The sequence below is a fragment of the Elusimicrobiota bacterium genome (assembly GCA_026388155.1).
In the GTDB taxonomy this organism is placed as follows: domain Bacteria; phylum Elusimicrobiota; class Elusimicrobia; order Elusimicrobiales; family UBA9959; genus UBA9634.
Genome location: JAPLKI010000002.1, coordinates 92,681 through 103,240 on the forward strand (window position 1 = coordinate 92,681; position 10,560 = coordinate 103,240).

The 10,560-nt window shown below is 54.5% G+C and carries 9 protein-coding genes; 6 read left to right on the plus strand and 3 right to left on the minus strand.

Annotated features, from left to right (window positions below):
* Positions 1-139 precede the first annotated feature (139 nt).
* Positions 140-1,156, plus strand: a complete 1,017-nt coding sequence (locus tag NTX59_00795; GenBank protein MCX5784205.1) for an alpha/beta fold hydrolase — start codon at positions 140-142, stop codon at positions 1,154-1,156.
* 158 nt (positions 1,157-1,314) lie between these two features.
* On the opposite strand, the gene pyrB is transcribed toward NTX59_00795, so the two are convergent.
* The 3 genes from pyrB to NTX59_00810 form a co-directional block, all read right to left on the minus strand.
* On the minus strand, positions 1,315-2,376 hold the full coding sequence (pyrB, locus tag NTX59_00800; protein MCX5784206.1) for an aspartate carbamoyltransferase: 1,062 nt from the start codon (positions 2,374-2,376) through the stop codon (positions 1,315-1,317).
* Positions 2,377-2,481: 105 nt separating this feature from the next.
* Complete coding sequence (locus NTX59_00805; GenBank protein ID MCX5784207.1) at positions 2,482-3,009, minus strand: GDYXXLXY domain-containing protein; 528 nt, start codon at positions 3,007-3,009, stop codon at positions 2,482-2,484.
* A gap of 136 nt (positions 3,010-3,145) precedes the next feature.
* Complete coding sequence (locus NTX59_00810) at positions 3,146-4,501, minus strand: DUF2157 domain-containing protein (protein ID MCX5784208.1); 1,356 nt, start codon at positions 4,499-4,501, stop codon at positions 3,146-3,148.
* A 128-nt stretch (positions 4,502-4,629) separates the two neighbouring features.
* Here NTX59_00810 and NTX59_00815 point away from each other — a divergent pair, with 128 nt between their 5' ends.
* The 5 genes from NTX59_00815 (at position 4,630) to NTX59_00835 (ending at position 10,244) form a co-directional block, all read left to right on the plus strand.
* Positions 4,630-5,316, plus strand: a complete 687-nt coding sequence (locus NTX59_00815; GenBank protein MCX5784209.1) for a response regulator transcription factor — start codon at positions 4,630-4,632, stop codon at positions 5,314-5,316.
* Positions 5,313-7,100 carry an ATP-binding protein gene (locus NTX59_00820; GenBank protein ID MCX5784210.1) on the plus strand — a complete coding sequence of 596 codons (1,788 nt, stop codon included), beginning with the start codon at positions 5,313-5,315 and terminating at the stop codon, positions 7,098-7,100. Before NTX59_00815 ends, NTX59_00820 begins: the two co-directional genes overlap by 4 nt.
* A gap of 140 nt (positions 7,101-7,240) precedes the next feature.
* Positions 7,241-8,518, plus strand: coding sequence for a putative porin (locus tag NTX59_00825; protein MCX5784211.1), 1,278 nt, complete (start codon positions 7,241-7,243; stop codon positions 8,516-8,518).
* A gap of 108 nt (positions 8,519-8,626) precedes the next feature.
* Complete coding sequence (locus NTX59_00830; GenBank protein ID MCX5784212.1) at positions 8,627-9,253, plus strand: DUF47 family protein; 627 nt, start codon at positions 8,627-8,629, stop codon at positions 9,251-9,253.
* Complete coding sequence (locus tag NTX59_00835) at positions 9,246-10,244, plus strand: inorganic phosphate transporter (protein ID MCX5784213.1); 999 nt, start codon at positions 9,246-9,248, stop codon at positions 10,242-10,244. The genes NTX59_00830 and NTX59_00835 overlap by 8 nt, the downstream gene beginning before the upstream one ends.
* Positions 10,245-10,560: the final 316 nt, after the last annotated feature.

Consider the following 10,560-nt stretch of genomic DNA (forward strand, 5'->3'; position numbering starts at 1 on the left):
CTGAACCAGGGTGCCCGGTCGCACGCGTAAGCTGCGGCCGGCTCCCTGGTTTTTGCGCGAGGCGGTTGCAGGCAGGGTTTGACGCAGGGTGACAAAAAAATGTCGTGTCAGGCTATTAGCTTATTGAAACGGAGGAATCATGATTAAAAAGACTATATATCTGGCGGTTATTTTCGCGGCGGGGCCTTGTTTTGCCGCTTCCAACTCGCTTGAGCAGCTTGAAAACAGTTCCGGCGCCTTAATGCCGGCGGCGCAGGTGGACATTCCATCCATCGATTTGGAACCGGCTGACACTGCCGGATACGCGCAAGCGCTGGACGAGTTCGCGGCTTATAGAGAGTCGAAGCTCAACGGGATCAAGAACGAGGACAATCTGCCGTTCTTACTGGCCCATGGCGCCAAAACGCGCAACACGGTAGTCATGATCCACGGCCTGACGGACTCGCCCTGGTTCATGCGTAAGCTGGGCGAGATATTGTATGAGCAGGGCTACAATGTCGTTTCTCTTCTGCTGCCGGGCCATGGCACTAAGCCGGAAGACCTTCTCACGGCGACCAAGCAGCAATGGCAGCAGGAAGTTGACCGGGGCTTGGGTATTGCGGCCGGCCTGGGTGAACGAATTTCTCTGGCGGGGTTCTCTACCGGCGGCGCTCTTTCTTTGGACGCTTTGCGGAGACACCCGGAGCTAAAGGCGGATAAACTCTTCCTCTTTTCCCCCGCCCTCGCTATCAACGAGCGCAATCAACAGTCGGTATCGCTCGGCTGCCCGGCTTCCACGACCCGGATCATAGGGCCATACACCGTGCCGGCGGATACCGTGGAGGACAACCCATACTACTACAACAAGATGGCGGTCAACGGCGTCTGCCAACTCTATAACCTGACCCTCGACAATCAGAACGGGCGCGCGAAGATATTGGAAAGCCTTCGCTTCTCCGGGACCGCGGTTTTTACGGTGGAGTCCGAGGCGGATATAGTAGTCAGCTCTGCCGCTGTCACTGATTTTATGGCCTCGCTCCCGGATCCCTCCAGGAGCGTGTATATACGGTATCCCTTGTCGGAGGGCATAGCGCACGGCGCCGTAACCAGGCCGGAGACCAATCCGCGCTTCCCCGAGCTGAGCCGCAAGCTGCTGGAGTTCGTATCAAAAAATTAAAATCAGCGGCATAATCCCCCGCTTAACCGGCCTCAGCAAATAATATAAGGTTTTTAAAATAAAAACAGCCGGCTTCAAAGCCGGCTGTTTTTTATCGTGAGGTCGGGTTGAAGGCGAAATTCAGGGGATAGTATGGCCTGTCTATTGCCTGCCGCCCGCTATCTGATCTTTTCATCCACTCCGAAGATGTGCGAGATAAGGGCCGCGCGCGCCCACATGCCGTTTCGTTCCTGGCGCCAGTACATGGCCCGCGGGTCCTCGTCCACCGCCGGTTCAATTTCGTGGCGGCGCGGCAGCGGGTGCATTACTACGCAGCTCTTTTTGATCGTTTTCAGGTGCTCTTTTTTGAAGTAGAAAGGCGAATAATCCACTTTTTTTGATTCGCCCGCCTTGTCGTGCTCGTCCTGTATGCGCGTCATGTAAATAGCGTCGGCTTCACCCATTACCGAACTGAAATCTTCGGTTTCAATAAAGGGGATGGAGTGTTTTTTAAGGAAGTCCAGAATATCGGGTTCCATCCGGAATTCCGCCGGTGAAACAAAAGTCAGGCTGACATTTTTGTAGTTCTTCATCAAATAGCTGAGGCTGCGCACCGTGCGCCCCCGCTTCAAATCTCCCACCATGACTATTTTTTTGCCGTCCAGCTCGCCGTTGAAGCTGCGGTAAAGCGTGTACATGTCAAGCAGGGCCTGGGTGGGGTGCTGGTCTTTACCGGAGCCGCCGTTGATTATCGGCACCGGCCTTCCGGTGCGGTTCATCAGCCAGGCTGTTTTTTCAACGAATCCCGGCGCCGGGTGACGCATAATGATCAGGTCCACATAGCTTGAGAAAGTGCGCACCGTGTCCTCGGGCGTTTCGCCCTTCACCTCGGACGAAGTAGAGGTGTCGCGTATTTCCGAAGTCTTTATTCCAAGTATGTGGCAGGCGTTAAGGAACGACAGAAAAGTACGCGTGGAGGGCTGGACAAAGTAAAGCATTCCGCGTTTATGCGATAACAGGCCGGAAACAAAATCCGCGCCTTCTTTTTTCTGCGTTATCTCGCGCAGGGCGTCGGCAGTTTTAAAAATGCGTTCCAGCAGTTCGCGGTTCAGCTGCTGGGCGAAAAGGCAGTCGTAAAGGCGGCCATCGCTTGAAAAAAAGGGGATTTTGGAGGAAATCTCCGCGGCGTAAAACTTATCCCAATCCGCGCCTATACTGGTCATTTCCCTGGTTCTTTCCATCGGCATAGAGCTCCTTTTAATACGGCAGAGAATAGAAATTAGCGAATAGCGATTAGGGGAGGAGTTTTTAATTTTTCAGCTGTTTGCTTAGACCAGGTCTGGGTACTATTGGCCATTCGCTATTATCTTGCTTATCAACTTCTCCAGGCGCAGGTTGTTGAACCGGTCCAGCTTGACTTTTGCCACCAGCTGGCCGCTGTGCGAACTTTTAAGCGGGTCGTTTTCATTTACAAAAAATCTCTCTATACCGTAGCTGACCCGGGGGCCGCCCCGGAAGTTCTCAGCCGTGCCCCGCGCCCAAAGCGCCCCGCTATGGTCCGGGTCCTCCGCGCAGTCGGACGCCTCGTAAAGCGGCACCTGCCCGCTTACGGTATTCGCGGTTTTGCCTTTTAGCTCAAGCTTTACGTAAACCGGCCGGCCGGTCCTGCCGTTTATAAGACCGCTGCACTGCTCCGGCGTTGAAATCGCGTAGGTAAGGGACACATAAACGCCGCTTAAAAAATCCCTGGGGTCCACGGGCTCGGTTTCAAGATAGATGTCCGGCACGGCGGTTTTACCCACAGTAAGCAGGTATCCGCCCCAGAGGCCGAAGAAAGCGACTTGTGCTATAATTAACAGCTTTAATTTATTCATCTTTATGGCCTGACCTGCGCCCCGCCCTTTTGGTCTGAGCGTTAATCCAAAAGAGCGGGACTGCGGCGGCGCCGTATTAAACCAGCACTGAAGCTCTGAAGCGCTGAAGTTTTTTGCCCTTTTCAGCTTCAGAACTTCAGGTCTTCAGTTCTTCAGTTCTAGTCGTCAGACGGTCTATGATGGCTTTCCTGCCTTTATTAAGCCCCCAGGCCAGAGCCGCGAAAAACAGGCCGACCGCTATAAAAGCCAGGCCGCTCCTGACCAAACTGCCGAAAAAGTCCACGAAACGGGTCGCTATTATAAGGAAAATAAGCGCCGCTCCGCGGTTTATCTCTTTTTCATTCGAATTTTGTGAGCCGTCCATTATGCAAGCGAGCCCGGTCAGCATCAAAAGCGCGTTGGCCATAACAGCTATAGCTTTAGCGCCGATATCGGAAGCGTCAAAAAGCAGGAAGGCCGAGGTTATTGAAACCGCAAGAGCGATCCTCGCGCCTGCCTGAAGGCGTTTGTCGGAACTGAAAAACTTTATCGGCCGCGCGGCAATAAGCAGCAGGGCGGCCGCAAAAACCACCCATGCCGCCGCCATACCGGTCATGGTGTCATCCTTGTAATTGATGGCGCCGGGGTTGTAATGCCAGAAAAAAGTCATGCCGTAAACCACGGCGGTCCAGGCATACAGCGGCAGCTGCGTTGTTTCCGCTCCTTCGTCCTGGCTTAGCAGCAGCCAGATCACGGCAAGCGAAACCGCCGTCAGCGTTATAAAAACAGGGCTTCTGACCTGCAGCGCGGTCGGCGAGAGAAAAACCATCATCAGCCAGCCAAGCGAGAGCCCGGTCAGCCGGTAGCGCCCGGCCGCGGCCTTAAGCTTGAAGAAATAAAGCAAAAAAGCCGCTCCGGCGAGCACAGCGGGCCAGGCCCAATGCCAAAGCCGCGGAGAGGCGGCGCCCTCATAGCGGCTTATCAGCGTGATCATATTGCCCGGTGAAAAATTTCCGCAGTACATTATTGCGAAGGCAAGCATTATGGCTATTATTGCGGGAGTCTTGCGCGGAGAGAGCGCGGCCAGCGGCAGTGAAAGGGCGAGCCAGGCCAGATATGGTCTGACCGGATCTCCGCTCAGGTTAAATACCTGGGCGTACAGGCCTATGCCTATTATAGGCATAAAAAACCAAAGCACTTCCGACGGCACGGCTACGGCCGGCTTTTCCTCAAAGCTTATTGCCGCCAGCGCCACGCCCGCCATTACAAGCAAAAAAGAAAAAACCTTCGCCGCCGCGTCTATTTTATCCCAGTTATGCGCGATAATGAGCGAAACTCCCGCCGTGATCATCACCCCGGAGATAACAGCTATCCAGGTGGAGGCTTTAAATGAGCCTGAAAAACTGCCGGAGTGGATATGAGTGTAGAGTTTATCGGACTGTTCAGGCGTTATTATGCCCGCCGCGGCCGCCGAGTCCAGGTCGCTTTTCAGCCGCTTGTAATATGAAGCCATTAATATCCCTTAAATCCTGCTTGAAATTATATAAATTCCGTTCCGCGGCTTCAACCGCTTTAGTGTTTCCTTAAAATAGGAAAAAAGCGATCTGTTTCCTTTTTATCTTTTGCTATCATATTCCCGGTATGCACGAAAAAATCTTTGTGGTTGAGGATGAAAAGGACATAGCCAGGATGCTGGACTATAACCTTAAAAAAGAGGGCTACCACACCCTGCTTGCGCACGAGGGGTCTTCCGCTCCGCTGCTAGCCGCAAAAGAACGCCCGCGGCTGATAATTCTTGACCTGATGCTTCCGGGCCTCAACGGCCTTGAAGTCTGCCGGCGCCTGAAGATGGACCAAAAAACCTCCGCCATTCCGGTAATAATGCTTACGGCCAAAGGCGAAGAGTCGGATAAGTTAGTCGGCCTTGAAATGGGCGCCGATGATTATGTGACCAAGCCTTTCAGTGTGAAGGAATTGCTGGCGCGCGTTAAAGCGGTGCTGCGCCGCTCCGAAACTCCGGCCGCGGCCGTTGATAAATTTAAAGCCGGCGCTCTGGAAATGGATTTTTTAAAAGTTGAGGCCAGGGTTAAAGGGGCGGCTGTGGAGCTGACCTCCAAAGAATTTGAATTGCTCAAAGCGCTTGCGCTTTCGGCCGGCAGAGTCCTTTCGCGCGAAGCCCTGCTTGATAAAGCCTGGGGCCTGGACGCCGCCCTTGAGGTCGAGACCCGCACCGTGGATGTGCATATAGGCACGCTGCGCAAAAAACTCGGAACGGAGGGATGTCGCATAGTGACGGTAAAAAACTACGGCTACAGGTTTGGGAAATGAAATTTTTTTCAACGCTCAAATTTCGGGTGTTGCTTTCCTATATAATTGTGGTGTTTTTTGCGCTGTCAGTCACCGCCTTTTTCCTTGACCAATCCCTTGAAAAGCATGCCCTCAGTGACCTGCGCAGTTCCCTGGGCATCCAAACCCGGCTTATTGCGGCCCAGTTAGACGTCGCCCGGCTTATCAAAGAAGATTCCGTCTACACCGACGCCCTTGTTAAAAAGCTGGCCTATAAGACCAGTTCAAGGATAACGATTGTTTCTGCATCCGGAAAAGTGCTGGGAGATTCGAGCCTGTCCTATCCTGAAATGCTTAAGATGGAAAACCACTCGGGCCGGCTTGAAATAATAGAAGCGGCCAGTCATGATTCCGCCAGCGTTACCAGGCGGTCCGGCACTCTTAAAGAGGACATGCTTTACCTGGCCGTTCCGGTTAGGGACGGGGCGCGTCTGGCCGGCTTTGTGCGGTTGGCCATGCCGTATTACAGCATACAGCGCATGCTTTCGGAGTTGCGCCGCACTGTGGCGCTCAGCTTCGCCCTTTCAGTCCTTTTCGCCCTGGCCGTGGGCTGGTTGGTTGTTTTGCTTATTGGCAGACAGTTTGGGGAAATAATAGCTGGTTCAAAGCGTTTCACCTCGGGGGATTTTGGCTACCGCATCCCGGTCGGCTCCTCGGGCGAGCTGAAAAAACTTTCCGAAACCCTTAACTACATGGCGGGCGCAATCAGCATGAAAATGCGCGAGGCCGAATTGCGCCGGTTGGAACTGGAGGCGGCCTTCCGCGATATGTCTGAAGCCATATTGATCACCGACGGCGCCGGCGTTATAACGCGCATAAACCCGCGCGCGCGCCAGCTTATGGGCGTGAGCGGCTTCGACGCCGAGGGGGTGCGCCTGTCCGGTATGCCGGGCGGCCCGGAATTATCTTCGGCAGCCATCAAGGCTCTTTCCAGCGGTCGGCCCATTTCTTTTGAGATAGAACCTGCGGCCGCCCCCGGCACTGTTTTGAGCGTAAGCGCTTCGCCCATATTAGAGCACGGCGCCATAGGAGGCTGTGTGTTGGTGGCCAGGGATATTACCGGGCCGCGCAAGCTTGAAGCCATGCGGCGGGATTTTGTGGCCAATGTCTCACATGAGCTGAAAACCCCACTTACGGTTATAAGGGGCTGTGCCGAAACTCTGCTTAACGGGGCGCTTGAAGACAGGGAACACGGCCCGGGCTTCGCCCGCAGTATAAATGAGCAGGCGGTGCGTCTTGATAATTTAGTCAACGACCTGCTGAAGATTTCGTACGCCGAATCCGGCCGCGCCCAGCTTGAAAAGACACCGGTGGAACTTAAAGAGCTCTCCGATGATACCGTCCGCGGCCTGGCCGCCATACTGGCTAAGAAGAAGATTGCCCTCTTAAATCTCGTCCCGGCAGGGCTGAGGGTGAATGCCGACCGCGACAAGCTTTCGCAGGTGCTTATAAACCTGCTGGATAACGCCGCAAAATACAATAAAAACGGCGGTAAAATAAAGATTTCCGCGGTTCCGGAAGGCGAAGTCGTGAAGGTTTCGGTGGAAGATACCGGCCACGGAATACCGGCGGCGCATTTACCCAGGATTTTTGAGCGTTTCTACCGCGTTGACAAGGCCCGTTCCCGCGAGCTGGGCGGTACCGGCCTGGGGCTTTCCATAGTTAAACACCTGGTCGAACTGCATGGCGGTACGGTCGGCGTAGAAAGCAATGAAGGCCACGGCTCCACATTCTGGTTTACCCTTCCAAAGCAGCGTACAGCGTAAAGCGTATAGGGGTTAGGGAAGAAAGTTGAGGATTTGAGAAACTCTTTCCCTAACCGCTATCCGCCATTTCCTGCCGTTGTTTTACCCACCTTTTACATCTCCTTTATACAGGCTTTAAACGGTTTTCTTAAACTTTAGTCATGAAGATTAAGAAAGCCCTGTTTCTGCTGTTCCTTTTTGCGGCGGCCGCGCCGGTCCGCGCCGGTGAGCTGGATATGCTTCTTGACCGGCTTGTGGAGAAAAACGTGCTTGACCCCGGCGAAGCGCAGAAAATAAGGATAGGCACGCAGGAGGAGGTGAAAAAAGAAATATCCCAGCAGAGCCGCGCAACCCTGCCGATGTGGGCGCAGACGCTTAAATTCCACGGCGACGTGCGCCTGCGATACCAGTACAACGACAATGAGAATAAGCAATATACCCGGTACCGCGGCCGTTACCGCCTGCGTTTCTTTGTGGACGCCAAAGTGAACGAGAAGGTTTACACAGGTTTCGGCTTCGCCAGTGGCTCCAGCTCTGATCCACGTTCCACCAATCAGACCTTCACCGACAATTTCGGAAAGAAAAATCTTTATATAGATTATGTTTTTGCCGAATATAACGCCTCGGAGAATCTCGCCTTCACCGCCGGTCGCATCAAAAATCCGCTGTGGCTCACGAACGACATGCTCTGGGACACCGACATCAACACGGAGGGTTTAAGCGCGCGGATTACCTGTCCGCTTAGTCATAACTGGCAGTTTTTCGGCAATGCCGGCTACATAGTACTCAATGAACTAGCCAACGACCCGCAGGACCCCGGCATGCTGTTCGCCCAGCCGGGAGTGAGTTGGCATGATCCCGACGGCGTATATGACTTTAAGGCCGGCGCGGCTGTTTACGGCTTTGAGCACGTAAAAAACCATGCCGCGCTCAATTACAGGCCTTCCACAGCGGACGGCTATCAGCAGGCAAATACTCTTATAGGCGGCAAATACATATACAGCTACAACTCCATCAGCCCCGAGTTCGAGGTGAATGCCAATATCCTGAAACCCGTGCCGGTGCCGCTGTTGGGCGGCCTTGGCTACAACATAACGTACGTCGGAGTTTTCGGGAATTACGTGCAGGCTTTTGACCACGCTATGGACAACAAAGGCGGTATAGTCGGTGTGAAAATAGGTCAGCGAAAGGTTGAGGACGCCGGGCAGTGGCAGGCCGGCTATTCCATGCGCAGGCTTGCGGGTAACGCATGGCTGGACACTTACCCGGACTCGGACTTCTACGGCGGCGCTACCGGTGTGGGAGGGCAAAAGTTCCAGCTTTCGCTAGGTCTGTTGCGCGACTTCGCGATGAATATGGCCTATTTCGATGCGAAACCTATAAGCGGCGCGCTTAAGCTCGAGCGGCTGTTCCAGGCTGACATCAGTCTGAAATTCTAAAAGGTAAATTTCCTTTACACACATTTTACTCCGGTTTCATTCCTTCTTCACACTCTTTTCTTAAACTATTCATGAAGAGCAAAAAGAACGCAGCATAAAGGAGAAAACATGACAATTAATTTCATACCTAGGGAAGTGAAGTTTTTCGATTACCTCAACGTGCAGGCCGAGAACCTCGTGAAGGCTTCGGGGTATTTCAAGTCCGTACTGAAGAACGGCGTCATGAACGAAGCCTCTGCCAGAAAGATGCACGACCTGGAGAACGAGGGGGACACGCTCTCACACGAGATCACGGACATGCTCAACCGCACCTTCATCACACCCATAGACCGCGAGGATATCTTCGCGCTGGCCAACCAGATAGACGACGTGCTGGACCTCTTGAACGCCATGGCCGGCCGCATGAAGCTGTACAAACTGGATCCGGGCGACGAGTATTTCTCGCAGTTCATAGACATTATAGACCAGTCCGCGGCCGCCCTTTCAAACGCCGTTAAGCACATGCACGACACCAAGCGCGCCCGCCGCGTGCTGGACCACTGCATAGAGGTCAACCGGCTGGAGAACCTGGGCGACGCCCTGCGCGAGAAAGCCATAAGCCATCTCTTTGAAACCGAGAAAGACCCCATCATGGTCATAAAATGGAAGGAGATGTACGAGGTGGCGGAAAGCACGCTGGACAACTGCGAACACGTGGCAAAAGTTATCGAGTCCATACTGGTGAAACATGGATAGCACGCTTATAGCCATAATCTTTTTGGTGGCGTTGGCGCTGTTCTTCGATTTTCTGAACGGCTTCCATGACGCCGCCAACTCCATAGCCACCATCGTGGCCACACGCGTGCTCTCCCCGAAGTACGCGGTGGTCTGGGCGGCGTTCTTCAACTTTATAGCCTTCGCCTTCTTCGGCCTGCACGTGGCAGGCACCATAGGCAAGGGCATAGTTGACATAGCCCAGGTGGACAGCTATATCATTTTCGGCACGCTTATAGGCGCCTGCTCCTGGAATATCATAACCTGGTATTTCGGTATCCCGTCCAGCTCCTCGCACGCGCTGGTAGGCGGGCTTATCGGAGCCGCGCTGGTAAAGGCCGGCCCGTCAGCGCTGGTGATGAAAGGCATAATAAAGACGCTGGTCTTTATAGTTGTTTCGCCCGTGGTGGGTATGCTGCTGGGGCTGCTTTTTGGCGTGATAGTGTATAACCTCTTCGCTCGCTCCACTCCGGCGAAGGTGGACCATCTGTTCCGAAAGGGGCAGTTGCTTTCTGCCGCTGCCTACAGCCTGGGACACGGCGGCAACGACGCGCAGAAGACGATGGGCATAATCGCGGGGCTCCTTTTCAGCGCGGGATATCTGGGCAAGGAATTCCACGTGCCGCTCTGGGTCGTGCTTTCCTGCCATGCGGCTATCGCCCTGGGTACGATGTCCGGCGGCTGGCGCATCATCAAGACCATGGGCAACAAGCTCTCCAAACTCCGCCCCGTGGATGGCTTCTGCGCGGAATTCGGCGCTTCAATGGTGCTGTTCAGCGCCTCCGCGATAGGCGTGCCCATAAGCACCACCCACACGATAACCGGCGCGATAGTCGGAGTCGGCAGTCTCAGGAACGTGCGCGCCGTCAAATGGGGGATAGCTGGCCGGATAGTATGGGCCTGGATACTTACCATTCCCGCAGCGGCCCTTATCTCCGCCGCCTGCTACAAGTTCGCCGTCATGGCTTTCTAAAATGGGGCAGACACATTTTTAACCGCTGGACGTCCAATGATTGTGCGGGTGTCGCATACGAGCTCAAATCGTTAGTGCAACAAGCGGTGGAATTTATATGTGTCGTGGCTGCAAGTTCGGGGGGCCTGCCGGCGGATTGCCCTTCGCCCCAGACCCGTGGGGGACCCAATGCCTGCGCAGGTGCCGTATCAGGGCCTATGGCCATCAGACGGCCTCCCGTGGTCCCCCTCCACCCCGTATTGAGGGGTGGAGCCTCCTCTCCGCTACTGGGGCGCAGCGGGCAAACCCGCCGTCACCCCCTCCAATTATTCCCACG

Bases quoted from the DNA above. Each gene is read 5' to 3' on its own strand.
- NTX59_00815 (MCX5784209.1), top strand. From the start codon at position 4,630: ATGCACGAAAAAATCTTTGTGGTTGAGGATGAAAAGGACATAGCCAGG.
- NTX59_00795 (MCX5784205.1), top strand. From the start codon at position 140: ATGATTAAAAAGACTATATATCTGGCGGTTATTTTCGCGGCGGGGCCT.
- NTX59_00805 (MCX5784207.1), bottom strand. From the start codon at position 3,009: ATGAATAAATTAAAGCTGTTAATTATAGCACAAGTCGCTTTCTTCGGC.
- NTX59_00830 (MCX5784212.1), top strand. From the start codon at position 8,627: ATGACAATTAATTTCATACCTAGGGAAGTGAAGTTTTTCGATTACCTC.
- NTX59_00825 (MCX5784211.1), top strand. From the start codon at position 7,241: ATGAAGATTAAGAAAGCCCTGTTTCTGCTGTTCCTTTTTGCGGCGGCC.
- NTX59_00810 (MCX5784208.1), bottom strand. From the start codon at position 4,501: ATGGCTTCATATTACAAGCGGCTGAAAAGCGACCTGGACTCGGCGGCC.
- NTX59_00820 (MCX5784210.1), top strand. From the start codon at position 5,313: ATGAAATTTTTTTCAACGCTCAAATTTCGGGTGTTGCTTTCCTATATA.
- NTX59_00835 (MCX5784213.1), top strand. From the start codon at position 9,246: ATGGATAGCACGCTTATAGCCATAATCTTTTTGGTGGCGTTGGCGCTG.
- pyrB (MCX5784206.1), bottom strand. From the start codon at position 2,376: ATGGAAAGAACCAGGGAAATGACCAGTATAGGCGCGGATTGGGATAAG.